This is a genomic window from Achromobacter dolens (genome assembly GCF_902859745.1).
GTDB classification, from domain to species: Bacteria; Pseudomonadota; Gammaproteobacteria; order Burkholderiales; family Burkholderiaceae_B; genus Achromobacter; species Achromobacter dolens.
The window spans coordinates 40,416-67,264 of record NZ_CADIJW010000025.1 but is presented as its reverse complement, the minus strand read 5'-3'; the positions used below and the strand labels follow the sequence as shown (position 1 = coordinate 67,264).

The window sequence follows — 26,849 nt, the reverse complement described above, 5'->3', positions numbered from 1 at the left end:
GCAACGCTCGCGGTCTCCGTTTCCATATTGTGTCCCTAATTAATATTTTTTCATAAAATATGGGGACACAATAAGGATATGGATAAAATGGCGCAACTTTGTCAGGAGAGCATGTCCATGTCTCAAACTCCCACCCATGCCTTGCCGTCTTATCTGAATGCCGACGATCTCGGCCCCTGGGGTAATTACCTGCAACAAGTCGACCGGGTCACGCCGTACCTCGGTTCGCTGGCGCGCTGGGTCGAGACCCTGAAGCGCCCGAAGCGCTCGCTGATCGTCGACGTGCCGATCGAGCTGGACAATGGCAGCGTGGCCCACTTCGAGGGCTATCGCGTGCAGCACAACACCTCGCGCGGCCCGGGCAAGGGCGGCGTGCGTTTCCACCAGGACGTGACGCTGTCGGAAGTGATGGCGCTGGCCGCCTGGATGTCGGTCAAGAACGCCGCGGTCAACCTGCCGTACGGCGGCGCCAAGGGCGGCATCCGCGTCGACCCGCGCAAGCTGTCGCAGTCCGAGATCGAGCGCATGACGCGCCGCTACACCTCGGAAATCGGCGTCATCATCGGCCCGTCCAAGGACATTCCCGCCCCTGACGTGAACACCAACGCCCAGACCATGGCCTGGATGATGGACACGTACTCCATGAACGAAGGCTCGACCGCCACCGGCGTCGTGACCGGCAAGCCGATCGCGCTGGGCGGCAGCCTGGGCCGCGTCGAGGCCACCGGCCGCGGCGTGTTCGTGGTCGGCTGCGAAGCCGCGCGCGACCTGAACATCGACGTGTCCAAGGCGCGCGTGGTGGTGCAGGGCTTCGGCAACGTGGGCGGCACCGCCGCCCGCCTGTTCCATGAGGCCGGCGCCAAGGTCATCGCGGCGCAGGACCATACCGGCACGGTGCACAACGCCGCCGGCCTGGACGTCCACAAGCTGCTGTCGCACGTGTCGCAGCATGGCGGCGTGGGCGGCTTCTCCGGCGGCCAGGCGATGGACAAGAACGAGTTCTGGACGCTCGAAACCGAATTCCTGATCCCGGCCGCCCTGGAAAGCCAGATCACCGCCGACAACGCCGCCAAGGTGCGCGCCAAGATCGTGGTGGAAGGCGCCAACGGCCCGACCACCCCGGAAGCCGACGACATCCTGTTCGAGCACGGCGTGTACGTGGTGCCGGACGTGCTGGCCAACGCCGGCGGCGTGACGGTGTCGTACTTCGAATGGGTGCAGGACTTCTCCAGCTTCTTCTGGAGCGAGGACGAAATCAACCAGCGCCTGGAGCGCATCATGCGCGAGGCCTACGCCTCGATCGCGCTGGTGGCCAAGGAGCACAAGGTGACGCTGCGCACCGCCGCCTTCATCGTGGCTTGCACGCGCATCCTGCAGGCCCGCCAGGTGCGCGGCCTGTACCCGTAAGTCCTTCTGGCGCCGGGCCCGGCCCGGCGCGCGGAGGAGCCAGAGGAAGACAGGAAAACCGCCCCGACAGGGGCGGTTTCCATTTCGGGCCGCGGAGTGGGCGGGCCGCGTCGCTTACGGCGGGATGGCGGCCACCGGCGCCGCCGGCCGGAACGCGCGGGTCCTCAGGACTTGGGCAGCAGTTCCGGCTTGAGGATGCCGCGCAGGTCCGAGTACGGAATGCTCAGTTCCGGCTCGCCATGCGAGTAGGGGGCGATCGAGTAGGCGTCGTACTTGACCACGATGCCGTCGCGCGTGAGCGCGAAGTTGTCGCTTTCCTGGAACGGCCACATCTTGTTATAGGCGGCCGGGTCGCGCTTGGCGTCGCTGTTTCCGGCCAGCCACTTGGCGTGGGCCTGCCGCAACGCGGCGACGTATTCGGCGCGGCGCCCGGGAATCAGCGCTTCGTCCAGCGCCATGACGCGGCCGCGGCTGCGTTCCCAGTTCAGGTACTGGGTGGCGGGAATGCCGTGCGCGGCGCCGGTCAGGAACTGCTCGGTGTGCAGCTCGATCGAGACGATGTCGCCCACGGTGTCCTTGACGCTGGCCTTGAAGTAGGTGGCGTCGCGCGGCCGCGCGGTGGACCAGAAATATTGCGTGTATTCCGACAGCGTCTCGTACGGGCCGCGGCGATTGGCGTCGGTGCCGGTCATGTAGGCCAGCACGTGGTCAACCAGCGCGGTCAGCTTGGGGATGCCGGGAAAGGCCACGCTGTCGATTTCGATGCGCGGGCAGTCGCCCTTGCAATCGGGCTTGTTGGACGCCCACTTGATGCGCTCGGTGGCCAGGTCGCCGATCTTCTCGGGCGTGGCCGTGCTGGCGGCCGCCGTCGGCGAGTCCAGCGTGATGTTGGCGGGGGGCGAACTGCCGCAGCCGGCCAGGGCCAGCAGGACGGCTCCCAAACCCGCGGCGGACAGGCCGCGCGGCTTGCGGGGAAGACGCATTGAACTACCTCCAGAAAACCCGGCCGCGCCCGCGGGCGCGACCTTCCGACTCAAACCCGCGGCGCCTCAGGGGACGACCGCGGTCCATTCGGGCGTGGAGAACTTCTCGGCGGCCTGGGCCTCGGCCTGCGCCAGCGTGGCCGCGCCCACTTGGCCCGGCGTCAGCCGGTGCAGGCTGGCGAAAGTGTCCACCATGCGCTGGATGATGACCTCGCGCGCCAACCCGGTCTGGGTGCGCAGCGGGTCGACCCGCTTCTTGGCGCTGGTGGTGCCTTTGTCCGACAGCTTCTCGCGCCCGATGCGCAAGACTTCCACCATTTTATCGGCGTCGATGTCGTACGACATGGTGACGTGGTGCAGCACTGCCCCTGCGCGGCGGGCCTGGGCGGCGCCGCCGATCTTGCCGATGTCCGAGGCGATGTCGTTGAGCGGCTGGTACCAGGCCTTGATGCCCAGCCCCTGCAGGGCCTGGAGCACCCACGCGTCCAGGAAGGCGTAGCTTTCCTGGAAGCTCATGCCGTGCACCAGCGCCTGCGGCGCGCTCAGCGAATAGGTGATGCTGTTGCCCGGCTCGATGAACATGGCGCCGCCGCCGCTGACGCGGCGCACGACCTCGATGCCGTGGCGCCGGGCGCCCTCGGGATCGACTTCGTTCTTGAGCGATTGGAAGCGGCCGATCACGACCGCGGGCGCCGACCATTCCCAGATGCGCAGCGTGGGCGGGCGGGTGCCGGCGCCGACTTCGTCGGTGATGACGGCGTCCAGCGCCATGTGCAGCGCGGGGCGTTGCGGCGCTTCGTGGATCAGTTGCCAGTCGTAGTCGTTCCAGTCGGTGCGGGTCATGCCAGCGCCCTCCGCAGCACCACCGCCACGGCCTCGGCCGAGAAGCCGAACATTTCGGTGTCGGGCGGCAGCGCCGACTGCACCGCCAGCGCCAGTTCCAGTTCGCCGGCGTCGGCCGGCAGGCCGTTCAGGCCGCGGTTGATGGCTTCCAGCGCCTCGGGCGGCTCCAGGAAGAAATCACCGCTGATGCGGACATCGGCCAGGCGGCCGTCGCGGACTTCCAGGTCCGCGACCACCAGCTTGCCGCCGGGGACTTTGTATTCGCCGTGCATGGGCGCTCCTTTGTGTATCAGGCCTGGCGCCGGAGGCGGCGCTACAGGCTCAGTTTCATGCCGTCATGGCTGGCCACGAAGCCGAGGCTTTCGTAGAAGCGGCGGGCGTCGGGCCGGGCGCGGTCGGTGGTCAGTTGCACCATCGCGCATCCCTGCGCCCGGCACTGCTCGATGGCCCACTCGAACATGGCGCGTCCCAGGCCCTGGCCGCGCGCCGACGAGGCGATGCGCACGCTTTCGATCTGTCCGCGCCATTGGCCCAGCCGCGACAGGCCGGGTATGAACGATAACTGCAAACAGCCGATCAGGCGCGCGTCGCGTTCGACCACCGCGAAGAACTGGTTCGGGTCCTGCTCGATGGCGGCAAAAGCCGCAGTGTAGCGGGGGTTGAGCGGAATCGAGGGATCTTCGCGCCTGGCGCCCAGTTCGTCGTCGGCCAGCATGGCCACGATCTCGGGCAGGTCGCCCAGGCGCGCGCGGCGGAACCGCAGCGGGGAATCGGTCATGGCGGCCTCGCTCAGCGCACGTTCTGGGCGGTCTGGCCGAACAGGATGCGGCGCGACTCGTCGTCGCTGACCGAGGGCGCGGTGTTGACCTTGTCGGCCAGCGCGTAGGCGCGCTGCACGGCCGGGCGCGCGGCGATGGCGTCGAACCAGCGCTTCAGGTGCGGGAAGTCGTTCAGGTCCTGGCCCTGCTTGGCGTGCGGCACGATCCAGGGGTAGGACGCCATGTCGGCGATGGAGTAGTCGCCGGCGACGAACTCGCGGTCGGCCAGGCGCTTGTTCAGCACACCGTAGAGGCGGTTGGTTTCCTTGACGTAGCGCTCGATGGCGTAGGGGATGCGCTCGGGCGCGTAACCCGAGAAGTGGTGGTTCTGGCCGGCCATGGGGCCCAGGCCGCCCATCTGCCAGAACAGCCATTGCGAGACCTCGGCGCGGCCGCGCAGGTCGGCGGGCAGGAAGCGGCCGGTCTTTTCGGCCAGGTACTGCAGGATGGCGCCGGACTCGAACAGCGACAGCGGCGCGCCGCCGTCGGCGGGCTGCTGGTCGACGATGGCCGGAATGCGGTTGTTGGGCGCGATGGCCAGGAATTCGGGCTTGAACTGGTCGCCCTTGCTGATGTTGACCGGGTGGATCTCGTAAGGCAGTCCGGCTTCTTCCAGGAAAATCGTGATCTTGTGGCCGTTCGGGGTGGTCCAGTAATAGAGATCGATCATGGGGATTCCTCAGCGTCTTGGCGCCGCCGGCCACTGCCGGCGGATCGGAAGGTCCATGATAGCGGCGCCCCGGGCGGGCGGCCGAATACCCGGGGGCGCGGTGCGGGTTTGGCGCCCGGCCCCGTTCAGGCGGCGCCGGGCCGGGCGCCGCCGCGCAGGCGCCACTGCCAGTTCAGGCTGACGCCGGCGGCCGCCAGGAAGATCATGGCCACGCCCAGCACCTGGGTGGCGTCCATGCGGTGGCCGTACACCACCAGGTCCAGCAGGATCGCCACGGCCGGATAGATGAAGCTGAGCGCGGCGGTCGAGGTGGTCGGCAGCTTCTGGATCGCCGAATACATCAGGATGTACATCAGGCAGGTGTGGATCAGGCCCAGCGCCACCAGGTAGCCCCATTGCAGCGGGGCCGCGGGCAGCGCCTGGAAGTCGGCCATCGGCAGCAGCATCACCGCGCCCAGCGTCACCTGCACCAGCGCCAGCACCTGCGGCGGGATGCCCTTCAGGCGCTTGACGATGACGGCAGTGACGCCGTAGAGCGCCGCCGCGCCCAGCCCCAGCAGCAGGCCCGACAGATAGGCGTCGCCGCCGCTGTGGTCGGTGAGCTTGAGCACCAGCAGCAGGCCGGCGAAGGCGATCACCGACCAGGCCAGCTTGCCGCGCGTGGGCCGTTCGCCCAGGAACAGCGCGCCCAGGCCGATCAGGAAGAAGGGCTGCACGTTGTAGACGGCGGTGGCCAGCGAGATCGAGGCCAGGCGGTAGGCCGAGAACAGCAGCACCCAGTTCAGCACCAGCGCGGCGCCGGCGGCCAGGGCCAGCGCCAGAGTGCGGGCCGTGAACAGGCCGGGCTTGAGCAGGCCGCGCGCCCAGCAATACAGGAACAGCGACAGGGCGCCGAAGACGCAGCGGAAGAACACCACGTTCCAGGCGCTCTGGCCGGATTCCAGGACGAACACGCCCAGGGTGCCGGACAGGGTCATGGCGGCGGCCATCTGGGCCAGGCCAATGCGATCGGATGAGGGGGACATGGAAGGCTCCAGGGGACCATGGGTCCGTGATTCGATGGAGAAATTATCCCAGGCCGATCAGCACGGTTATATGATGTTGCTGCGGCAGTTTTGTGTTTGAACCTTCGTTCGGGTGGAATTTATGCAGAATGACCTAAAGAATGAAAGTCCGGTCCTGGACGGCATCGACCGCCGCCTGGTGGAGATGCTGACGGCCAATGCGCGCACCACCACCGCCGACCTGGCGCGCCAGGTCGGGATGTCCGCGCCGAGCGTGGCCGACCGCCTGCGGCGGCTGGAGGAATCAGGGGTGATCCGCGCCTACACGCTGGACGTCGATCCGGTGGCGCTGGGCTACACGCTGGAGGCCATCGTGCGCATCCGGCCGCTGCCCGGGCAGTTGCGGCGGGTCGAGGGCCTGATCCAGGAAATTCCGGAATTCGTCGAATGCGACAAGGTCACCGGCGATGACTGCTTCATCGCGCGGGTGGTGCTGCGTTCGATCACGCATCTGGACGGCATCCTGGAACGCGTGACCGAGTTCGCCGAGACCAACACCGCCATCGTCAAGGCGCACACCGTGCGCCGCCGGCTGCCGCCGTTGCGTTGAACGGGCACGGCGGAATCGGGCGCGTCGCCGGCGCGAAGGCCAGCGCGGCACGTCCTGTGGCGGCGCCAGGATCCGGGCGCGGCTGCCGGCTTGGCAGCCGTCAGGCGGCCGGCGCGGCTAACGCGCGGACGATGTCGTCCTTCAGCCCGGCCGGCGTGTCGGTGGGGGCGTAGCGCTTGATCACCTGGCCGTCGCGGCCCACCAGGAACTTGGTGAAGTTCCACTTGATGCCCTCGGTGCCGAAGACGCCGGGCTTCTCGCCCTTGAGCCAGCGGTACAGCGGGTCGGCGTTGGCGCCGTTGACGTCGATCTTGGCGAACAGCGGGAAGGTGATGTCGTACTGCGTGGTGCAGAAGTCGAGGATCTCGGCCTCGTTGCCCGGCTCCTGGCGGCCGAACTGGTCGCACGGGAAGCCCAGCACCGTCAGGCCGTCGTCGCGCAGGGCGCGGTACAGCTCTTCCAGGCCCGAATACTGCGGCGTAAAGCCGCATTTCGAGGCCACGTTCACCACCAGCAGCACCCGGCCGCGGTAGGCGGCCAGCGGCTGGTCGGCGCCGTGGATGTCGCGGGCCGAGAAATCGTAGATCGTGCTCATGCGGGCTCCTTGGGGTCAGGCGTCGGAACGGGACGAGGCCAGCGCGCCGGTTTGCGGCGGCTGCGCCATCCCGGCGTGGCGCCCATAGTAGCGCGTGCCCCACAGGGTCAGCAGCAACACCGCCGCGGTGATGGCCGCCGACATCCACGGCAGGTCGGTCAGCGGCAGCCCGTGGCCCAGCGCCAGGCTGCCGAGCCAGGCGCCGCCGGCGTTGCCCAGGTTGAAGGCGCCCTGGTTCAGCGTCGAGGCCAGGTTGGGGGCCTCGGCCGCCTGGTCCACGATCAACGTCTGCAGCAGCGGCACCACGGCAAAGCCGAGGGTGCCCCAGATGAAGGTCATCACCAGCATTGGCGCCAGCGCGTGGATGGCCTGGCTGAGCGCCAGGAACACCAGCAGCAGGCCCAGGAAGATGCGGCGCAGCGACACTTCCAGATTGCGGTCGCCCAGCTTGCCGCCGAGCGTGCTGCCCACCGTGAGCGCCACGCCGAATAGCAGCAGCACGCCGGTCACGCCGCGTTCTGACACGCCGGTGATGTCGCGCAGGATCGGCGCGATGTAGGTCAGCACGCAGAACAGCGCGGCCGAGGCCAGCACGCTGGCGACCAGCGGCCACAGCACGCGCACGTCGCGCAGCACGCGGAATTCGCGCAGGATGTTGCCGGGCTGCATCGGGATGCGGCCCGGCAGCCACGCCGCCAGCGCCGCCACCGCGACCAGCCCGATGCCGCTGACCACCCAGAAGGTCGAGCGCCAGCCCGCCACCTGGCCCAGCGCGGTGCCCAGCGGCACGCCCAGCACGTTGGCCAGCGTCAGGCCGGTGAACATCAGCGCGATGGCGCTGGAGCGCTGGTGGCGCGGCACCAGGTCGGCCGCCACCACCGCGCCGATGCCGAAAAAGGCGCCATGGCAGAAGGCGGTGAAGACGCGCGCGGCCATCAGCGTGCCGTAGCCGGGCGCCAGCGCACAGAGCAGGTTGCCCAGCACGAAGGTGCTGGCCAGGCCGATCAGCGTGGCCTTGCGCGGTAGCCGCGCGGTGATGATGGCCATGATGGGCGCGCCGATCACCACGCCCATGGCGTAGCCCGTGATCAGCAGGCCGGCGATGTCGATGCTGACGTCGAGGTCGGCGGCCACGTTGGGCAGCAGGCCCATGATGACGAATTCGCTGGTGCCGATGCCGAAGGCGGCGGCGGCGAGCGCGATGAGATGCAGGGGCATGTAAAAGCGGGGAGAGGGCCGGAGACGCACGGGGCCGCGGCGGCAGGGAAGGGAGCGTGGATTTTAGAGCAGCGGCCCGCGCGCGCCGGCGCAAATCCCTGTTGCCGATACGGGTATACCCTTGGTTCAGGCCAGTTTCAGGTCCAGCGGCGTGATGCCCGGGAACACCTGCGCCAGCCGCGCCGGACTCAGGCCGTACAGGCGCGAGAACAGGCCGGCGAATAGCGCGCGGTATTCGTTGAGCACCGGATAGTCGCGGTCCTGGAACAGGGTGTCGCGCCTGACCGCGACCTGGCGGCCGGCAATGCGCCCGCCCCGCACGTTGCCGCCCATCACCCAGTAGACCGTGCCGTGGCCGTGGTCGGTGCCCTTGTTGCCGTTCTCGCGGAAGGTGCGGCCGAATTCGCTGATGACCACCACCGTGGCCTGCTTCCAGGCCGGACCCATCGCATCGGCGTAGCCGGCCAGCGCCCGCCCCAACTGGCCGAGCCGGTTGGCCAGCATGCCGCTGGCGCCGCCCTGGCCGACGTGCGTATCCCAGCCGCCGACGTCGACGAAGCCGAGGTTGTAGCGGTCGCGCATGAAGCGGCCGATACGGCGCGCTTCCTGTTCCAGCCTGTCGGCCGATACGGCGTTGCCGCTGGCGGCCTCCATCTCGGCGTCGAGTTCGGCGCGCGTGGCGCCCATGATGCGCTGGCCCTCGGCGACCGAGGCGCCCAGGTCGGTGTGCTGGTACATGGCGGCGATGGCGCGGTTGTCGGCCTCGGACAGGCGCGACTTGCGGGCCGCGCCGCCCAGGTCGATGTTGGGCACGCGTTCGGCGCCGCGGAAGATCTGCGGCACCTCGGAGGTGAAGGCCGCCGCCTGTTCGTCCTTGCCGCCAAGCGTCGCGGCCAGGCGGTTCAGGAAGCCCGAGCGGAAGTCGCCGTTCCTGTCCCGGGCCGCGCCCTGGCCGAGTTCGATGCGGTTCTGGGTCTCGAAGTGGCTGCGGCTGGTGTCGTCGGTGCCGGCGAACGGCACGAAGGCCAACTGGCGCTTCTGGTAGAAGGGCATCAGGCTGTCGGCCAGCGCCGGGTGCAGGGCCCAGCCGTCGGCCAGGGGCAGCGCGGCGCCGGCGCCGCTGCCGGGCCTGGCGATGGCGATGCTCGGGCGCGACTCGTAGTAGAAGTCGCTGCCGGCCGGCACCAGCAGGCTGGCGGCGTCGTACGCGCCGCGCATGAAGACGACCAGCAGCTTGTTGCCGGCGGCGGCCGGCGCGGCGTACAGGCGGTTGGCGCCGAAGACGAGCGGCGCCGAGGCCAGGAGTTGCAGGATGCGGCGGCGGTCCATGATGGGTTTCTCCCGCGGCGCCTCAGCGCCGCATGAATTCGGGCGAGGCCAGCAGATAGGTGTTGGCGTCCCTGGGGTTCTGCGCCTGGGCGATGGCGTCGCGGGTGGCGGGCGACAGGCGCGCGAACAGGCCGTCGCCGGCGTTCTCGCGCAACAGCTCGGGCAGGCGCGGCAGTTCCACCGGCCCCTTGTCGTCGCCTTCGCGATAGAAGGCCTGCGGCGCGGCGGCGATGGCGCGCGCCACTTCGAAGCGCGCGGTCATCTGGCCCGAGCCGGCCCAGTCCGACTGCGCCTGCGGGTAGCCGTCGGGCGTCAGGCGCTGGTTCAACGGCTGACCCAGTTGCCGCAGCATGGCCAGGCCCGGCCGCGGGGTGACGATGGGCGGCAGGTCGGCATAGGTCAGGCGCAGTGCCGAGTAAACGTAATGCACCGGGTCCTTGAACACGCCCGTCTTGAGCGACTGCGTGAATTCCGGCGAGCCATACAGCGTCTGCAAGGTGGCGGCGATGTCGCCGTCGCTGGCCTGGAAGGTCTTGGCCATCTTGTCGATCACGGAGGCCGGCGGCGCGTCGCCCATGAAGTAGGCGGCCAGCTTGGCGCTGATGAAGCGCGCGGTGGCGGGATGGCGCGCCAGCAGGTCCACGGCCTCGTCGACCTCGGCCAGGCCGGCGCCGCGGATGGTGTGCCCCAGGAAGCGCTTGTCGCCGTAATCGTGGCGCGCCGGGTTGAACAGGAACAGGCCGTCCAGCACCACCTGATTGCGCAGCGCCGGCCGGACCTTGGGCGGCCCGTCCTGGTTGTGGATGCCCAGGCCGGTGAGGATGCGCGCCAGTTCCTGCACGTCGGCCTGCGTGTAGCCGCCCTTGACGCCCAGCGTGTGCAGCTCCATCAGTTCGCGCGCGTAGTTTTCATTGATGTGCCCGGCGGCGTTCTGGGTGTTGTCCAGGTACGCCAGCATCGCCGGCGATCGCAGCGTGGCCGCCAGCAGGTCGCGGAACTTGCCAAGCGCGTGCGGGCGGATGGCGCGTTCCTCGTACTGGTCGATGTAGGTGCCGATGTCGTTCTTGGCCGCGTAGACGTTGAAGTGGTTCATCCAGAACCAGGTCATCTGTTCCTGCAACTGGTTGGGCGAGTACAGCGCGCGGTAGAACGCGCGGCTGGAGGTGTCGTCGGCGCGCTGGCGCGAGATGGCGCGGGCGTCGCGCTGGGCCTGCTGGCTGGCGTCGGGGGCGGCGTTCTTGGCGCCCTGGCGCAGGCTGCGCTGTTCGGCGTGCGCGTCCTCGGCGCTTTGGCGCGAGATCGACAGCGCGTCGATGCGCTGCTGCACGGCGGCGGGCAGGCGCGCCTTCGGGTCGGGATGCAACTGCGCCTGCAGGTACCGCTGCGGGCCGAGTTGGTGCATGCGCGCCAGCTCGGCGGGGGTGGCGCCCCAGGTGATGCGGTTGACCAGCGCGGCCTCGAGCGCCTGGGCCTCGGAGCCGGTGGCGGGTCTGGATGCGGTGGGCGGCGCGGCCGTCGCAGGGGCCGCGGCCAGCAGGGGGGCGGCGAGCAGGGGCGCGGCGAGCGCCAGGGCCGCCAATGGCGGCCGCCGGGCCGCGAGGCGACGCAGGAAGAAGCGACGCAGGAAGAAGCGACGCAGGAAGAAGCGGCGCAGGAAAAGGCGGCGCGGGAAAAAGAGACGCGGGAAAAGGCGCATGTTCGGCATGAAGCGGCACCTTGCGGGTTGACGGTTGCGGCCTGCCTTCAGCAGGCGGTCAGGGTCGGCCGCGCGCGTTGCGGCCGAGTCTGAGCATGTGACAGGATAGTCGCACCGCCATTCCCGTCGCGGCGCTGCTTGAAACGCAAGGAAACCGATGCTTGTGCAATGCGCCGCCGCTTTCCCTGCGCGGCGCGGGGCCATTGCCGCCGATGGGCGGTCCGCGGCCTATCATGTGCCATCGCAGTCAGCGCAAGCGGCGCAAAGGAGGCCGGGCATGCGGGAAATGATCGATCGACTGGAAACCATGTTGGCCAAAGGCACCGACAATATGTTGTTGCGATTCTCGCTGGGCAAGGCCTACGCCGAGCAGGAATGCTACGGCGACGCCGAGACGCATCTGCGCGCCTCGCTGGTGTTCGATCCGGCCTACTCGGTGGCCTGGAAGTGGCTGGGCAAGGCCTGCCTCGGCCGCGGCGACAAGGCTGGCGCCCGCGCCGCCTGGGAGTCGGGCCTGAAGGCCGCGCAGGCGCGCGGCGACAAGCAGGTCGAGAAGGAATTGCTGGTATTCATCAAGCGGCTCGACAAGGAGGCCGCCGCGCCGCAAGAGTGACCCGCTATTGCCGCTTGGCCGGCCGGGTCCGCGCCCGAATCCACGCCGGCGCCGGGGCTATGAGGGGCGCCGTTCCAGCAATGGTTGTCCTTGCCGGGGCGCGGTGATCAACGCCGCTGTCACGGGCGCGGCGGCGCGCTTGGGCAACACGGTCTGGGCGCCGGCGATGCGGAACACCTCGATGGCGTGGCGCAGTTGGGCCCCGCGTGTGCGCAGGTTGTCGACCGCCAGGCTGGCCTGCTCCACCCGCGCCGCGTTGCTTTGCGCGGCGCTGTCGGTTTCCGAGATGGTGCGGCTGACGTTGTCGATGCCGGTGTGCTGCTCGTTGGACGTGGCGGCAATCTCGTTGACGATCTGGGTCACCTGCTGCACCGAGCCGACGATGTCGAGCATGGCCTCGCCGGCGCGCTCGACGTGGCGCACGCCGTCCTCGACCTTGTGGTTCGACGCCTCGATCAGTTCCTTGATCTCGCGCGCTGCCGTGGCGCTTTTCTGCGCCAGGCTGCGCACTTCGGAGGCCACCACCGCGAAACCCTTGCCGGCCTCGCCGGCGCGGGCCGCTTCCACTGCGGCATTGAGCGCCAGGATGTTGGTCTGGAAGGCGATGCCGTCGATGATGCCGACGATCTCGCGGATGCGCGCGGTGCTTTGCACGATGCCCTGCATCGCCCGCACCGCGTCGTCCACAACCTCGCCGCCGCGCTTGGCCACGTCGGACGCCTGGTTGGCCATCTGGTCGGCGCCGTGCGCGTTGGTGGCGGTCTGTTTCACCGTGGACGCCAGTTGTTCCATGCTGGCCGCGGCTTCCTCCAGCGAGGCTGCCTGGCGCTGCGTGTGGGCCGAGAGGTCGGCATTGCCATCGGCGATTTCGGCGGCCGAGGTCAGCGCGCTTTCGATGCCGCTGTGGACGTCGCGGGTGATGCTGACCAGGCTCTTGCGCATCACTTCCAACGAGAATTTCAGGGCCCCGATCTCGTCGCGGATGCTGGCGGGGGGTAGCGGCGTGCTGAGGTTGCCAGCGGCGATCTGGCGCGTGAAGTCGGTGGCGGTGACCAGCAGGCCGGTGATCGAGCGGGCAAAGCCCCAGCCCGAGGCGAAGATCAGGATCACGCCGCCGGCCAGCATGGCCGCCGCCAGCGCGATCTCCTCGGTGCTCATGCGGTCGAGCATGCCGTATAGCGCCACGCCGGCCGCGCCCAGGAACAGCGTCGAAGCCAGCATGGCCCAGGCCAGCATGCGCGAGCGCACGCCGGTCAGGCGCCAAATCTTGAGACGCGCCAGTACGCCGCGCAGGCCGGTCGGCTTGACCTGGCCGCGGCTGAGCCTGAAGCCGCGCGCGGTGCCGGCGCGCAGTTGCCGGTAGGCCGCGTCCGCGGCGTCGATCTGGGCCCGGGTCGGCTTGACCCGCACCGAGGCATAACAGACCGTCTCGCCGCGCTCGATGATGGGGGTGACGTTGGCCAGCACCCAGTAGAAGCCGCCATCCTTGCGGCGATTCTTGACCACGCCGGTCCAGGATTCGCCGCGCTGGATGGTGCGCCACAGGTCCTCGAACGCCTCTTCCGGCATGTCGGGGTGGCGCACGATGTTGTGGGCCGCGCCCACCAGTTCCTCGCGGGCGAAGCCGCTGACCTCCACGAACGCGGGATTGGCGTAGATGATGCGGCCGCGGGCGTCGGTGCGCGAGATCAGGTACTGCTCGTCGTGAAGCGTGTATTCCTTGTCGTAGACCGGCTGGTTGTTGCGCATGCGTCTTTCGTCCTCTGATGGGCGGGGGCGTGTTGCTGCTGCCGGATCATCGGGGACGGGCGATATCGCCGGGTTGATCTACATCAAAATATTTTGAAACGATGCGAAACGTAAACGGCCGCAAGCGGGCTGGGCCGTGATGTGATGGACGATTTTTGGCCGGCCGGCTCAGGCCTTGGGCAGGTTGCCGAAGGCCTCCAGCGCGCGCAGGCGGCTCTGCGCCAGGTCGACGATGGGCAGGGGATAGCCGGCCGCCGCGCGTTCCATCGGGCTGGGATCGTGGATGGCGCTGTCGTCCAGGTGGGCCAGCTCGGGCAGCCATTCGCGCAGGAACACGCCGCGGGGATCGAACTTGCGCGATTGCGACAGCGGATTGAAAACGCGGAAGTAGGGCACGGAATCCGCGCCGGTGGACGCGCTCCATTGCCAGCCGCCGTTGTTGGCCGCCAGGTCGCCGTCGACCAGGTGCGCCATGAACCAGGCTTCGCCCAGGCGCCAGTCGATCAGCAGGTTCTTGGACAGGAACATGGCCGTGACCATGCGCAGCCGGTTGTGCATCCAGCCCAGCGCCAGCAATTGCCGCATGGCGGCATCGACGATCGGCAGGCCGGTGCGGCCCTGCTGCCAGGCCGCGAGGTCGTCGGGCGCGTCGCGCCACGGCACCGCGGCGGTTTCCGGCTTCATCGGCCGGTGCATCGACAATTCGGGGCAGGCCGCCAGCAGATGCTGGTAGAACTCGCGCCACAGCAGTTCGTTGATCCAGGTGGCGGCCCCGGCATTGCCGCTCTCCAGCTCGCCGTGGTTGGCCGCCTGCGCCGCGCGCAGGGCCTGGCCCGGCGACAGCACGCCGGCGGCCAGGTACGGGGACAGGCAACTGGTGGCCGGCAGGCTGGGGAAGTCGCGTTCGTCGCGATAGGCGTCGATGACCCCATCGACGAAGGCGTCCAGTCGTTCGCCCGCCGCGGTCTCGCCGGCCGGCCACAGCGCGCGGATGGCGTCGCTGGCGGGCGGGTAGCCGTCGAACGCGTCGGGCAGCGGGTCGGCCTGCCAGGCCGGCGCGGCCTGCGGCCTGGGCGCCGGCGTCGCGCGCAGCGGGGCGCTGCGCAGGCGTTCGCGGCAGGCGCGCGCATATGGGGTGTAGACACGGTAGCAGTCGCCCTTGCCGGTCACCACGGTGCCCGGACGCAGCAGCGAGGCGCCGTGGTGCAGGTGCCAGTCGATGTCGGCCTCGGCCAGCCGCTGCGCCACGGCGTCGTCGCGGCGGCGCTCGTTGACGGCCCATTCGGTGTTGGCGTGCACCTGCGCGATGCCGTGTTCACGGCAGAAACCGGCCAGCGCTTCGGGCACCTGGTCCCAGGTGTCCAGCGTCAGCAGCTTCAGCGGAATGCCGAGGCGGCCCAGGTCCCGCGACAGCTCGCGCAGGTTGCGCAGCCAGAAGTCGACCTTGGCCGGCGCCTCGCCGTGGCGGCGCCATTGGCCCGGCGCGGCAATGAACAGGGCAGTGACCGTGCCCGCCTGCGCCGCGGCTGCCAGGGCGGGGTTATCGTGCAGGCGCAGGTCGGTGCGCAGCCAGATCAGGGTATGCATGAGGGCGGTCGTTCCGGAAAGGGGCGGCGGGAAGGGCGCGGCAAAGGCAGGCATTCTATCGCGCCCCGGCGGCGCCTCCGCGAGCCGGGCGGCTGCCCACACCATGTAAAAACTACGAGTAGATGTGACGGCGGTGACGGCGCGTGCGCCGCCAGCGGGCGCAGGGGGGGACGGCGGATGCCCGGGCGATGCCGCCCGGCCGGCGGTCAAACCATGAAACACGCTGGCGCCGCCGCCTTATTGACGCCGCCGCGGCCCGCGCCATGTAATCCAATTACCGACAAAGCAAAGAATGAACGCCATGGGACATCTGATGGATTTCCGCGCGTCCTTCCTGAGGGGACGCGCACCCGCCGCCAAGACGCCAGGCGATGTATTGCAGGATCTGTGGCGTTCCTTCGACCTGCCCGGCGAATCGCTCGAGCACGTGGTGCTGATCGGTAACGAGCCGGTGCTGCCGTCCTCATTCGCGGTGGGGACGGCGGCCCAGGTCAGCATGGCGGCGGCGGCGCTGGCCGCGGCCGAGTTGTGGCATCTGCGTGGCGGCGAGCGGCAGCAGGTTGGCGTGGACATGCTGCACGCGGCGCAGGAATGCCGCAGCCACTTCCTCATCAACGGCGCCTCGCCGGATCCGCGCGATCCGATCACTGGCGTGTATCGCTGCGGCGATGGCGGCTGGGTCCGCATCCACGCCAATTTTCCGCACCATCGCGACGGCGCCCTGGCCTTGCTGGGCTGTCCGACCGGCGACGGCGCCACCCGCGAAGCGGTCGAGCAGGCGCTGGGCCGCTGGCGCGCGCAGGATTTCGAGCAGGTGGCGGCGGACGCAGGCATGGTGGTCACCGCCATGCGCAGTTTCGATGAATGGGACCGCCACCCCCAAGGGCAGGCGATCGCGGCTCAGCCGCTGCTGACGGTCGAGCGCATCGGCGAGGCCGACCCGCGGCCCCTGCCCAAGTATGGGCACGATCCGCGCCCGCTACAGGGCATCCGCGTGCTGGACCTGACCCGCATCATCGCCGGCCCGGTCTGTGGCCGGGCGTTGGCGGCCTACGGCGCCGACGTGATGCTGGTGAATTCGCCGCACCTGCCCAATATCGCCAACCTGATCGACACCAGCCGCGGCAAGCTGTCGGTGCACGCCGACCTGGACACCGCCGACGGCCGCATCGCGCTGGCCAATCTGCTGCGCAGCGCGCATGTGTTGGTGCAGGGCTATCGGCCCGGCGGCATGGCCGCGCTGGGGTTCGGTCCGCAGGACGCGGCGCGCCTGCGGCCGGGCATCGTCTACGTGTCCCTGTCCGCCTACGGCGCCTCCGGCCCATGGTCGGGCCGGCGCGGCTTCGATTCGCTGGTGCAGACCGCCGCCGGCTTCAACCATGCCGAGGCCGAGGCCGCTGGCCAGGACGCGCCCAGGGCGCTGCCGATGCAGATCCTGGATCACGCCTCGGGCTACCTGATGGCGTTCGGCGCACAGGTGGCGCTGGCGCGCCAGGCCACCGAGGGCGGCAGTTGGCATGTACAGGTGTCGCTGGCGCAGACCGCGCATTGGTTGCGCACGCTGGGCCGCATCGAAGGCGGCCTGAACCGCGCCATGCCAGGCTTCGAGGGCATGATGGAAACGGAGGCATCGGGGTTCGGCGAATTGATCGCGATGCGCCATGCCGCGCAGTTCTCGCTCACGCCGGCCCGCTGGACCCGGCCGTCCAGCCCGCCCGGCACGCATCCGACGGTGTGGCCGTTCAATTGACGGCATCGCGGCCGCGTTATTTCTTGCCGGCCTTCCAGTCGCGCAGCGCCTTCATGGTGTTGGTGACGTGGGCCTCGGGATTCATGTTGGTGTATTCGTACAGGATCTTGCCATCGGGCGTGATCACGTAGGACACGCGTTGCGCGCGCTCGGGCCGCGCGTCCAGCACCGCGTCGTAGGCCTTCATGATCTTGCCGTCGCCATCGGCGGCCACCGCGAACTTGCTGCGGCATGCACTGACCGAGAATTTGTTCAGGGTGTCAATGTCGTCGGCCGAGACGCCGATGACGGTGGCGCCCAGCGACTTGTATTCGTCGGTGGCCTCGGCGAAATCATGGGCCTCGATGGTGCAGCCCGCCGTGAACGCGGCGGGGTAGAAATACAGGACCACCGGACCCTTCTTGAGCGCCTCGGCCAGCTTGAAGGTGAACACGTTGCCGCCGAGCGAGGCCTGGGCGCTGAAGTCGGGCGCGGGCGCGCCGACGTTGAGGGCGGCCTGGGCGGCGGGGCCGGCCAGCAGGCCGCAGGCGAGAAACAGGGGGGCAAGGCGCTTCATAGGGGTCTCCGCGAATCGATGGGCCGTGGGCCGCGTGGACATCGACGGGGCCGGGCCTGACCACTGTAGCCGCGTCGTCCGCAGGAATCCAGCCCGGCGGACGACGCGGCCGTGGTTGCGAGGTCAGTCGCGGCCACCCCGTTCATGCGGCGCGCCTCGCTCGCCGCCACCGCCGCGTTGCGGTTCCTGGCCGCCGGATGGCCGCCCGCCGCCGTGCTGCGGATTGCCCTGGGGCCGGGCCTCGGGGCGGTTGGCGGGGGCCGCGTGCGACTCGCGTGGCGCACGGGGCGCCAGGTTGTCCGGGGCCGGGCCGGGACGCGGCCCTTGCTGCGGCCGTGCCTGGGGCTGGGCTTGCGGCGGTCGCGATTGCATCTGACTGGGCGGCTGGGCCTGTGGCGGCCTCGATTGCGCTTGACTCGGCGGTTGGGCCTGCGGCGCGTTTTGCGGTTGCCGCGCTTGCGGTTGGCCGGGCGTCTGTGCCTGCGGCGGGCGGGCCTGCTGCCCCGGCGCCTGCGCAGCAGGCGGGCCGCCGGCACCGCCACGATTGAAATCCGCCCGCGGGCCGCCGGGCGTCGCGGCGCCCGGTCCACGGTCCGGGCCATTGCCCGGTCGATTCTGCGCGCCGCTTCCCGGACCGTTTCCTGGGCCATATCCTGGCCCATTTCCAGGCCCATTGCCCTGGCCCGCGCCGGGGCGCGGTCCCGCAGCCGGCCCGCCGCGGCCCGGCGCATGGTCCACGAACGCCTGCGGCGGCCGCCCCTGGTTGTGGTCGAAGAACTGGGCGCGGTTGCCGCCGGCCTCGCGCACGAAGCCGCGTTGCACGTCGGTGGGCGGATGGTGTGGTTCGTTGCGCGCGGCGACCTCGCGCGGGTCGGGCCGGCGCTGGATGCCGGCCGGGCCGCCGTTGTAGCTGATGCGGCGGTTGTCGATATTGTTGTTGACCACCACCGTGTGGTTGTAGACGTTGGTGACGCGGGTGACATTCACGTTGGTCACGGCGCGGTTGTAGAAGAAGCGGTCGTGATCCCAGTAACCGCCGACGTAGCCGATGCCGATATAACCAAAGCCGTAGTTGACGCCGCCGTAGAAGCCGATGTGCGGCCCCCAGTAGCCCGCATGCCACAGGTAGACGCCGTCGACGAAGCCCCAGTAGCCCGGGGTCCACAGCGCGCCGGTGTAGGGCGCCAGCACCCAGGCGCCAGGCACCCAGAAGTAGCCGTAGCGATTCAGGCTCCAGTAACCCGGCACCCACATGTAGCCGTCGCCGGGGGCGGGCGGCTGCGTGTAGACCGGCAGGGGCGGAGGCGGTTGCGGGCTGCGGTCGATCGGCGCCAGGTTGGCATTGGCGGGATCGCCGTTGTCGTAGGCGGGGGCGGCTGGAGCGGCGGGCGGCGCGTACGTCTGCGCCATTGCGCCGGCGCAGACGGTCATCAGCACGACGGCGGCCAGGGGGCGCAGGCGGGGAAGCGGGGCGAGGGCATTCATGGCGTTTCCTTTGCGCGGCGCGGCGCGCGGATCAATAGCCGTGGTAGTAGCCACCGTGATAGTAATAGTGCGGCGCGGGGTAATAGTAATAAGCAGGCGCCGGCCGGTAATAAGCCGGGCGCGCCGGCACCACCACACAGCCGGTCAGGGCGCTGGCCATCGCCAGCATCAACAGAATCGTCTTCTTCATTTGGGATCTCCTGCCGAGCGCCTGGCGTGCGTCACGCCTTCCTTGGGCTCGTAGGGATTAGGCCATGACCGCGGGGGCGAGTTCTGGGTCTGTAATGGATCCGAAACAGCTTTCAGGTGACGGATGTTTGCGCCGGCGTGACCGTTGATGTCGTTCGTAGCAATTGTTCCGGCCCGCGGCCCAGCGGCCGGCCGTCCATGAAAAAGGCCGCCTCGCGGCGGCCTTGAGGGGTGGCGCGAGGCGCCGGGGCGGTCAGTTCCAGCGGCCGCCGTTGCCGGCCAGGCTGAAGCGGCCGGCGCCCATGAAGGCGATGGCCAGGGCCGTGAACAGGAACATGCCTTGCAGTTCCAGCGCCCAGCCGCCGTTGTTGGTCAGGCTGCCGATCTGGCCGGTATGGGCCAGCAGGATCGCGACCACCATGTTGATGGCGATGATCAGGCCGCCCAGGCGGGTGTAGACGCCGATGATCAGCAGCACCGGCGCGATGATTTCGCCGATGTAGACGCCGTAGGCCAGAAAGCCGGGCAGGCCGTGCGAGGACAGCATGCCGGCGATGCCGCCGACGCCGCCGCCGGTGATCTTGAACAGGCCATGGAGCAGAATCAGAATGCCGAGGGTCAGGCGCAGGATCAGCTTGCCGGTGTCGTCGGATTTGATCATGGTGGATTTCTCTTATGGTGGTTAAGGGGGATGCGATGCGCCGGTTGGAGCGCACGCCGAGCCTTTGGTTCCCGCTCCCGCGCCGGCTGGCGCGGGGTGGGCCATTATTACAAATCCGGAATGTGACCAGCAAGCGTTTTGCCGGGGGGACGGCCAGTCGGTGCTGACGAATGCTTACAGTTCCTCGAGATAGCGCATGCGGAAGCGCCGGCCCTTGATGTTGCTGTTGGACAGGCGCGAGAAAGCCTGCTTGGCGATCTTGCGGTCCAGCGCCACGTAGGCGTTGAACTCGGTGATGTTGATCTTGCCGACCTGCTCGAAGGCCAGGCCGCCGTCGCCGGTCAGGGCGCCCAGCAGGTCGCCGGGGCGCAGCTTGTCCTTCTTGCCGCCCTGGATGCACAGCGTCACCATGGGCGCGCGCAGGGGACGGTCGGCCTTGGGGCGCAGCGATTTCAGGTCGCCCCAGGTCAGCGGCGCGCCCTGGTATTGCTCGATCAGGTTGGCCCAGCGCATTTCGTCGGGCGAGCACAGGCTCAGGGCCAGGCCCTTCTGGTCGCCGCGGCCGCTGCGGCCGATGCGGTGCACGTGGACTTCGGTGTCCTTGGTGACGTCGACGTTGATGACCGCGCCCAGGTTCTGGATGTCCAGGCCGCGCGCGGCCACGTCAGTGGCCACCAGCACGGCGCAGCTCTGGTTGGCGAACTGGATCAGGATCTCGTCGCGCTCGCGCTGTTCCAGGTCGCCGTTCAGCGCCAGGGCGCTGATGCCGTCGGCCTGCAAGCGTTCGACCAGATCGTGGCTGCGGATCTTGGTGTTGCAGAAGGCCAGCGTCGAGACCGGGCGGAAATGCGCCAGCAGCCTGGCCACCGCGTCCAGGCGTTCGGCCGGGTCGATCTCGTAGAAGATCTGTTCGATGCGGCTGGCGTCATGCTGCGCCTCGACCTTGACCTCGGCCGGGTTGCGCAGGAAGCGCGCGCTCAGCTTGCGGATGTTGTCGGGGTAGGTGGCCGAGAACAGCAGGGTCTGGCGCTTGGCGGGGCAATGCGAGGCGATCGCCACGATGTCGTCGTAGAAGCCCATGTCGACCATGCGGTCGGCTTCGTCCAGCACCAGCGTGGTCAGGCCGGACAGGTCCAGGCTGCCGCGTTCCAGGTGGTCCTGGATGCGGCCGGGCGTGCCGACCACGATGTGGGTGCCGCGCGCCAGCGATTCGGCCTGCGGGCGGGCCGCGGCGCCGCCGCACAGCGTCAGGATCTTGACGTTGGCAATCTGGCGCGCCAGCCGGCGCAGCTCCTGCGCCACCTGGTCGGCCAGCTCGCGGGTCGGACAGAGCAGCAGCGCCTGCGGCGTCAGGCGGGTGGGATCGAGCTTCTGCAGCACGCCCAGGCCAAAGGCAGCGGTCTTGCCGCTGCCGGTCTTGGCCTGCGCGATCAGGTCGCGGCCTTCCAGGATCAGCGGCAGGCTTTGCGCCTGGATCGGCGTCATCTGCTCGAACCCCAGGCTTTGCAGGTTATCGAGCAGGGCGGGCAAAAGGGGCAGGGAAGTAAAGGGCGTCTGGGTCACGGCAGGGGCTCTCGCAGGAACTGCGATAAATACGGATTCGGCCGACAGTGTAAGGCCTGCGGGTCCCGAGGGCGCCCGGACCGGCGCACGCACCGGCCTCCGGGCGCGCGCCAATTCGGGGGCGCGTGGCGCTATCCGGCCGACGGTTCGTAGGTGCCCGCCAGCGCCCGCGCCGCTTCCTGCATGCGCGGCAGCCAGGCGCGCGCGCCGTCGATCGACAGCCGCGCCATCGGCGCGTGCAGCGCCACGGCGGCGATGGCGCGGCGCCCGCGCATGATGGGCACCGCCATGCAGACGATGCCCAGCAGGAATTCCTCGCGGTCGAAACTGGCGCCTTCCTTGCGGATCGCCAGTAGCTCGCGTTCCAGCGCCGCCGCGTCGCATAGCGTGTTGGGCGTGTAGCGCGGCAGCGGCGCCGCCGCCAGCAGCCGCGCGCGCGCCTCGCGCCGCATGTGCGCCAGGAACAGCTTGCCGCTGGCGCTGCAATGCAGCGGCACGCGCGAGCCGGGCTGCAGGTTGACGCGCAGCGGCCAGGCGGTCTCGACCCGGTCCAGGTAGATGACCTCGTCGCCGTCCAGCATGGTGCAGTTGCAGGTTTCGCCGATCTCGTCGACCAGGCTGTCGAGGATGCGGTGGCGCTCGGCCCGCAGCGGCGAATTGAGCAGGGTGTCGCGCGCCAGCAGCGCCAGCCGCGGGCCGGTGATGTAGCTCTTGCCTGCGGGCTCGCGCAGCAGCATGCCGGCGTCCACCAGCCGCGACACGATGCGCAGCACGGATGGCTTGGGCAGGCCGGTGGCCTCGGTCAGCGCCGCCAGCGATACCGGCGTCTCGGAACCGGCGACCTGTTCCAGCAGGGATAGCGCGCGCAGCGCCGCGGAGGATTCGTCTTTCATCTTTCAATATTTGAAGATTTGGCGAAAGGCCGCCAGGTTGATGCGGATTCTGCAGAAAATGGAACGCTGCAGGGTGGGAAATGCGGGAGTTCTGCTGCAGTATCGGTTCACCCCGGCCAATATGCAATCCAAGCCGCGCCGGTCCGCCAGGAGAGAGACCATGAGCAGCAAACAACACATGACCCCCAGCGAAGCGTTCGTCGAGACGCTGGTGGCGCAGGGCGTCAAGGACGTTTTCGGCATCGTCGGCTCGGCCTTCATGGACGCGCTGGACCTGTTCCCGGCCGCCGGCATCCGCTTCGTGCCGACGGTGCACGAGCAGGGCGCCGCCCACATGGCCGACGGCTATTCGCGCGTCACCGGCCGCCACGGCGTCTGCATCGCGCAGAACGGTCCGGGCATCACCAACTTCGTCACCGGCGTGGCCGCGGCCTACTGGGCCCACAGCCCGGTGGTGGCGATCACGCCCGAGACCGGCACGTCCGGCATGGGCCTGGGCGGCTTCCAGGAAACCGAGCAGTTGCCGATCTTCTCGCGCATCACCAAGTACCAGGCGCACGTCAACCGCCCCGACCGCATGGCCGAATTCACCGCCAAGGCCTTCGACAACGCGCTGGCCGAGCGAGGCCCGACCCAGTTGAACATCCCGCGCGATTATTTCTATGGCGAGATCGACGTGGCGATTCCGGAGCCGCGCCGCATCCGCCGCGGCCCGGGGTCCGACGAGGACCTGGAAGCGGCCGCGCGCCTCCTGGCCAGCGCCAGATTCCCGGTGATCGTCGCCGGCGGCGGCGTGCTGTTCTCGGCCGGCCAGGCCGAATGCGTGGCGCTGGCCGAATTGCTGGGCGCGCCGGTGGTCACCAGCTACCTGCACAACGACGCCTTCCCGGCCAGCCATCCGCTGTGGTGCGGGCCGCTGGGCTACCAGGGCTCCAAGGCCGGCATGAAGCTGCTGTCGCAGGCCGACGTGGTGCTGGCGCTGGGCACGCGCCTGGGACCCTTCGGCACCTTGCCGCAGCACGGGCTGGACTACTGGCCGCAGAACGCGCGCATCATCCAGGTCGACGCCGACCACCGCATGCTGGGCCTGGTGCGGCCGGTGTCGGTGGGCATCTGCGGCGACGCCAAGCCGGCGGCGGCGGCGCTCGCCGCGAAACTGCGCGATCGCGAGGTCGCCTGCGTGGCCACCAAGGCGGCGCGCGGCGAAGAGATCGCGGCGCAGAAAAGCGCCTGGGAAAAGGAACTGGACGGCTGGTCGCACGAGCGCGACGACTGGAGCCTGGACATCATCGAGCACGGCGGCGGCCGCATGCATCCGCGCCGCATGCTGCGCGAACTGGAGCGCGCCATGCCCAAGCATGTGATGGTGTCCACCGACATCGGCAACATCTGCTCGGTGTCCAACAGCTACCTGCGCTTCGACGAACCGGATTCGATGCTGGCGGCCATGAGCTTCGGCAACTGCGGCTACGCGCTGCCCGCGCTGATCGGCGCCAAGCTTGGGCGCCCGGACCGGCCGGCGGTGGCCTACGTTGGCGATGGCGCCTGGTGCATGAGCTTCCAGGAACTGCTGACCTGCGTGCGCGAACGCATCCCGGTGACGGCGGTGGTGTTCCACAACGGCCAGTGGGGCGCGGAAAAGAAGAACCAGGTGGATTTCTACGGCCGCCGTTTCGTCGGCAGCAACCTGCAGAATCCCAACTTCGCGGAACTGGCGCGGGCCATGGGCGCCGAGGGCATCCGGGTCGAGCATGCCGACCAGGTCGGCGCGGCGCTGCAGGCCGCGTGCAAGGCGCAGTCCGAGGGCAAGACCACCGTGCTGGAGATGATGGTGAGCCAGGAGCTGGGCGATCCGTTCCGCCGCGACGCGCTCAAGCAGCCGCTGCGCCTGCTGGACAAGTACAAGCGCTACGTCAACCAGCCGTTCCAGCCGGGCGAGGTGCCGCTGCCGATCGACCCGGTGCGCGGCTGACGCCATGGCCAGCGACCGCTTGTTCGAGCCGCTGCGGGCCGCGGCGCTGTCGGCGGGGCGGGTGCGCACGGCGGTGGCCTATCCGCTGTGCGCGTCCAGCCTGGGCGCCGCGGTGCAGGCGCGAGAAGCCGGCTACATCGAGCCGCTGCTGGTCGGGCCGGCGGCCCGGCTGGCGGCCTTGATGGCCGAACTGGGCCTGCGTGCCGGCTCGCTGGAGATCGTCGACACGCCCGACGACGAGGTGGCCGCCGCGCGCGCCGCCGCCGGCCTGGCGCGCGACGGCGCCGTCGGCATGCTGATGAAAGGCAGTCTGCACACCGACCACTTCATGTCGGCGGTGGTGGCGCGCGAATCGGGCCTGCGCACCGGCCGGCGCATCAGCCATGCCTTCGTGATGGCGGCGGCCGCGTATCCCAAGCTGTTCATCCTGACCGACGCCGCCGTCAACATCGCCCCGACCCTGCAGGAGAAGGCCGACATCGCGCAGAACGCCATCGACCTCGCGCGCGCGCTGGGCGTGGCGCGGCCCAAGGTGGCGGTGCTGTGCGCCACCGAATCGGTCAACCCGGCGATGCCGGCCACGCTGGACGCGGCGGCCCTGTCGAAGATGGCCGACCGCCAGCAGATCCGCGGCGGCCAGATCGACGGTCCGCTGGCGTTCGACAACGCCATCTCGCGCCAGGCGGCCGAGCAGAAGGGCATCGTCTCGCCGGTGGCGGGCGATGCCGACATCCTGCTGGTGCCCGATATCGAGGCCGGCAACATGCTCTACAAGGAACTGACCTGGCTGGCTGGCGCGGCCACCGCCGGGCTGGTGCTGGGCACGCGCGTGCCGGTGCTGCTGACCAGCCGCTCGGACGCGGTGCAGGCGCGGGTCGACAGCTGCGCGGTGGCGGCGCTGTATGCGCGGGCGCTGGCGGCCGGCGCGCGTTGAATCGGGTCGCCCGCCGGCCTGGCACCATCAAGTCCGGCGGTTTGGTACTAAGCCGGACCCCCCGGGTTGACTAGGCTAGCGCCATAGCCATCGTTTGAATGGCTCATGCCAACAATGCCAAGGGGTGGATGATGCGCAGCGCGACACGCGGCTTTGCCGCAATACTGACAGCATGGGCCTTGATGGCCGGCACGCACGCGGCGCGGGCCGCCGACGCGCCCAAGCCGGGCGGCACGCTGGTGATCGGCTCGACCCAGGTGCCGCGGCACCTGAATGGCGCGGTGCAATCGGGCATCGCCACGGCGCTGCCCAGCGCCCAGTTGTTCGCCAGCCCGCTGCGCTACGACGCCAACTGGAAGCCGCAACCCTACCTGGCGCAGTCGTGGGAGCTGGCGCCGGACGCCAAATCGCTGACCCTGCACCTGCGCCACGACGCGCTGTTCCACGACGGCCAGCCGGTCACGTCCGAGGACGTGGCGTTCTCGGTGATGGCGGTCAAGCAGAATCATCCGTTCCAAAGCATGCTGGCGCCCGTCGAAAGCGTCGACACGCCCGATCCCTACACCGCCGTGCTGCGCATGAGCAAACCGCATCCGGCGATCCTGCTGGCGCTGTCGCCGGCGTTGATGCCGGTGCTGCCCAAGCACATCTATGGCGACGGGCAGGACCTGAAGAACCATCCGCGCAATTCGGCCAACGTGGTCGGCTCGGGCCCCTTTACGCTCAAGGACTTCAAGCCGGGCCAGGAGATCGTGCTGGAGCGCTTCGACAAGTTCTTCGAAAAGGGCAAGCCCTACCTGGACCGGGTGGTGGTGAAGATCAATCCCGACGCCACCAACCTGCTGATCGGGCTGGAGCGCGGCGACATCGGCGTGCTGCCGTACATGACCGAGCCGACCATCCTGCGCCGCGCCAAGGACAATCCGCAGATCGTCATGACCGATCGCGGCTACGAGGGCATCGGCGCGCTTGGCTGGCTGGCGTTCAATACCGCGCGCAAGCCGCTGGACGACGTGCGCGTGCGGCAGGCCATCGCCTACGCCACCGACAAGGGGTTCATCACCAAGGCGCTGAACGCCGGCTTCGCCAAGCCGGCGGACGGGCCGATCGTGGCCTCCAGTCCCTACGCGACCCAGGACCTGAAAAAGTATCCGCTGGACCTGAAGAAGGCCGAGCAGTTGCTGGATGAAGCCGGCTTCAAGAAGGACGGCAAGGGCGAGCGCATGGCGCTGACGGTCGACTACATGCCGGGCAGCGACGTGCAGGGCAAGAACGTCGCCGAATACCTGCGCAGCCAGCTGAAGAAGATCGGCATCGCGGTGCAGGTGCGCGCCTCGCCCGATTTTCCGACCTGGGCCAAGCGTATCGCCAGCCATGACTTCGACATGACCACCGACATTGTCTTTAACTGGGGCGATCCGGTGATCGGCGTGCACCGCACCTATCTGTCGAGCAATATCCGCGACATCATCTGGACCAACACGCAGTCCTACAGGAATCCCAAAGTCGACGAACTGCTGGCGCAGGCCGGCACCGAAACCGACGAGGCCCGGCGCCGCGCGCTGTATGCGCAGTTCCAGCAGATCGTGACCGAGGACCTGCCGATCGATTTCCTGACGGTCATCCCGTACCACACGCTGTCCTCCAGGAAGGTGCATGGCCTGCCCGATGGCATCTGGGGCCTGTTGTCGCCGCTGGACGACACCTGGCTGCAATAGGAGAGC

25 protein-coding genes are annotated in these 26,849 nt (G+C 69.2%); 7 read left to right on the top strand and 18 right to left on the bottom strand.

Annotated features, from left to right (window positions below; translation table 11 throughout):
* The first annotated feature begins 117 nt into the window (after window positions 1-117).
* On the top strand, window positions 118-1,407 hold the full coding sequence (locus HV783_RS17790; RefSeq protein WP_054504449.1) for a Glu/Leu/Phe/Val family dehydrogenase: 1,290 nt from the start codon (window positions 118-120) through the stop codon (window positions 1,405-1,407).
* Between the two features lie 164 nt (window positions 1,408-1,571).
* Here the strand turns inward: HV783_RS17790 and HV783_RS17785 are convergent, their stop codons facing one another.
* The 6 genes from HV783_RS17785 to HV783_RS17760 form a co-directional block, all read right to left on the bottom strand.
* Window positions 1,572-2,390 carry an RsiV family protein gene (locus HV783_RS17785; RefSeq protein ID WP_054504309.1) on the bottom strand — a complete coding sequence of 273 codons (819 nt, stop codon included), beginning with the start codon at window positions 2,388-2,390 and terminating at the stop codon, window positions 1,572-1,574.
* Window positions 2,391-2,456: 66 nt separating this feature from the next.
* Entirely contained in the window at window positions 2,457-3,233 is a 777-nt protein-coding gene (locus tag HV783_RS17780) for a lipoate--protein ligase family protein (protein ID WP_049074166.1), read from the bottom strand.
* Window positions 3,230-3,505: a lipoate-protein ligase small subunit gene (gene lplB / locus HV783_RS17775; protein ID WP_006385315.1), complete on the bottom strand. Its 276-nt coding sequence runs from the start codon at window positions 3,503-3,505 to the stop codon at window positions 3,230-3,232. Before lplB ends, HV783_RS17780 begins: the two co-directional genes overlap by 4 nt.
* Window positions 3,506-3,546: 41 nt before the next feature.
* The gene (locus tag HV783_RS17770; RefSeq protein ID WP_054504307.1) at window positions 3,547-4,011 is read right to left on the bottom strand and encodes a GNAT family N-acetyltransferase; all 465 of its coding nucleotides are present in this window, start codon (window positions 4,009-4,011) and stop codon (window positions 3,547-3,549) included.
* An 11-nt stretch (window positions 4,012-4,022) separates the two neighbouring features.
* Complete coding sequence (locus HV783_RS17765; protein ID WP_054504306.1) at window positions 4,023-4,721, bottom strand: glutathione S-transferase N-terminal domain-containing protein; 699 nt, start codon at window positions 4,719-4,721, stop codon at window positions 4,023-4,025.
* 125 nt (window positions 4,722-4,846) lie between these two features.
* Window positions 4,847-5,746, bottom strand: a complete 900-nt coding sequence (locus HV783_RS17760) for a DMT family transporter (protein WP_116792670.1) — start codon at window positions 5,744-5,746, stop codon at window positions 4,847-4,849.
* Window positions 5,747-5,867: 121 nt separating this feature from the next.
* On the opposite strand from HV783_RS17760, the gene HV783_RS17755 reads away from it, so the two are divergent.
* Entirely contained in the window at window positions 5,868-6,335 is a 468-nt protein-coding gene (locus HV783_RS17755; RefSeq protein WP_054504305.1) for an Lrp/AsnC family transcriptional regulator, read from the top strand.
* A gap of 100 nt (window positions 6,336-6,435) precedes the next feature.
* Here HV783_RS17755 and HV783_RS17750 read toward each other — a convergent pair whose 3' ends face one another.
* From HV783_RS17750 to HV783_RS17735, 4 genes are all read right to left on the bottom strand, one after another.
* Window positions 6,436-6,930, bottom strand: a complete 495-nt coding sequence (locus HV783_RS17750; RefSeq protein WP_049074158.1) for a glutathione peroxidase — start codon at window positions 6,928-6,930, stop codon at window positions 6,436-6,438.
* A 15-nt stretch (window positions 6,931-6,945) separates the two neighbouring features.
* A complete protein-coding gene (locus tag HV783_RS17745; protein ID WP_054504304.1) occupies window positions 6,946-8,148 on the bottom strand; it encodes an MFS transporter in 1,203 nt (400 codons plus the stop codon).
* 126 nt (window positions 8,149-8,274) lie between these two features.
* On the bottom strand, window positions 8,275-9,477 hold the full coding sequence (locus HV783_RS17740) for a DUF1501 domain-containing protein (protein ID WP_054504303.1): 1,203 nt from the start codon (window positions 9,475-9,477) through the stop codon (window positions 8,275-8,277).
* A gap of 22 nt (window positions 9,478-9,499) precedes the next feature.
* Complete coding sequence (locus tag HV783_RS17735; protein ID WP_254603933.1) at window positions 9,500-11,182, bottom strand: DUF1800 domain-containing protein; 1,683 nt, start codon at window positions 11,180-11,182, stop codon at window positions 9,500-9,502.
* Window positions 11,183-11,450: 268 nt separating this feature from the next.
* On the opposite strand from HV783_RS17735, the gene HV783_RS17730 reads away from it, so the two are divergent.
* Window positions 11,451-11,786, top strand: a complete 336-nt coding sequence (locus tag HV783_RS17730; RefSeq protein WP_081273528.1) for a hypothetical protein — start codon at window positions 11,451-11,453, stop codon at window positions 11,784-11,786.
* Window positions 11,787-11,843: 57 nt separating this feature from the next.
* Here the strand turns inward: HV783_RS17730 and HV783_RS17725 are convergent, their stop codons facing one another.
* Both HV783_RS17725 and phrB read right to left on the bottom strand, forming a co-directional pair.
* Window positions 11,844-13,535, bottom strand: coding sequence for a methyl-accepting chemotaxis protein (locus HV783_RS17725; RefSeq protein WP_175189587.1), 1,692 nt, complete (start codon window positions 13,533-13,535; stop codon window positions 11,844-11,846).
* A 168-nt stretch (window positions 13,536-13,703) separates the two neighbouring features.
* Complete coding sequence (gene phrB, locus HV783_RS17720; protein ID WP_064526028.1) at window positions 13,704-15,122, bottom strand: deoxyribodipyrimidine photo-lyase; 1,419 nt, start codon at window positions 15,120-15,122, stop codon at window positions 13,704-13,706.
* Window positions 15,123-15,423: 301 nt separating this feature from the next.
* On the opposite strand from phrB, the gene HV783_RS17715 reads away from it, so the two are divergent.
* Window positions 15,424-16,872 carry a CoA transferase gene (locus tag HV783_RS17715; protein WP_175189586.1) on the top strand — a complete coding sequence of 483 codons (1,449 nt, stop codon included), beginning with the start codon at window positions 15,424-15,426 and terminating at the stop codon, window positions 16,870-16,872.
* 16 nt (window positions 16,873-16,888) lie between these two features.
* Here the strand turns inward: HV783_RS17715 and HV783_RS17710 are convergent, their stop codons facing one another.
* The 6 genes from HV783_RS17710 to HV783_RS17685 form a co-directional block, all read right to left on the bottom strand.
* Window positions 16,889-17,428, bottom strand: a complete 540-nt coding sequence (locus HV783_RS17710; protein WP_175189585.1) for a peroxiredoxin — start codon at window positions 17,426-17,428, stop codon at window positions 16,889-16,891.
* A gap of 123 nt (window positions 17,429-17,551) precedes the next feature.
* The gene (locus tag HV783_RS17705; protein ID WP_175189584.1) at window positions 17,552-18,913 is read right to left on the bottom strand and encodes a YXWGXW repeat-containing protein; all 1,362 of its coding nucleotides are present in this window, start codon (window positions 18,911-18,913) and stop codon (window positions 17,552-17,554) included.
* A 31-nt stretch (window positions 18,914-18,944) separates the two neighbouring features.
* Window positions 18,945-19,103, bottom strand: a complete 159-nt coding sequence (locus HV783_RS17700) for a hypothetical protein (protein WP_006385045.1) — start codon at window positions 19,101-19,103, stop codon at window positions 18,945-18,947.
* A gap of 252 nt (window positions 19,104-19,355) precedes the next feature.
* Window positions 19,356-19,763 carry a DoxX family protein gene (locus HV783_RS17695; RefSeq protein ID WP_049074147.1) on the bottom strand — a complete coding sequence of 136 codons (408 nt, stop codon included), beginning with the start codon at window positions 19,761-19,763 and terminating at the stop codon, window positions 19,356-19,358.
* 174 nt (window positions 19,764-19,937) lie between these two features.
* Window positions 19,938-21,326 (bottom strand): ATP-dependent RNA helicase DbpA, encoded by a 1,389-nt coding sequence (dbpA, locus tag HV783_RS17690; protein ID WP_054504299.1) that lies wholly within the window; start codon window positions 21,324-21,326, stop codon window positions 19,938-19,940.
* Between the two features lie 131 nt (window positions 21,327-21,457).
* Window positions 21,458-22,219, bottom strand: coding sequence for an IclR family transcriptional regulator (locus HV783_RS17685; protein ID WP_054504298.1), 762 nt, complete (start codon window positions 22,217-22,219; stop codon window positions 21,458-21,460).
* A 160-nt stretch (window positions 22,220-22,379) separates the two neighbouring features.
* Between HV783_RS17685 and xsc the strand changes: the two genes are divergently transcribed.
* From xsc to HV783_RS17670, 3 genes are all read left to right on the top strand, one after another.
* Window positions 22,380-24,191, top strand: coding sequence for a sulfoacetaldehyde acetyltransferase (xsc, locus tag HV783_RS17680; RefSeq protein WP_063583568.1), 1,812 nt, complete (start codon window positions 22,380-22,382; stop codon window positions 24,189-24,191).
* Between the two features lie 4 nt (window positions 24,192-24,195).
* Window positions 24,196-25,125 carry a bifunctional enoyl-CoA hydratase/phosphate acetyltransferase gene (locus HV783_RS17675; RefSeq protein ID WP_144657596.1) on the top strand — a complete coding sequence of 310 codons (930 nt, stop codon included), beginning with the start codon at window positions 24,196-24,198 and terminating at the stop codon, window positions 25,123-25,125.
* A gap of 182 nt (window positions 25,126-25,307) precedes the next feature.
* Window positions 25,308-26,843 (top strand): ABC transporter substrate-binding protein, encoded by a 1,536-nt coding sequence (locus HV783_RS17670; protein WP_254603932.1) that lies wholly within the window; start codon window positions 25,308-25,310, stop codon window positions 26,841-26,843.
* Window positions 26,844-26,849: the final 6 nt, after the last annotated feature.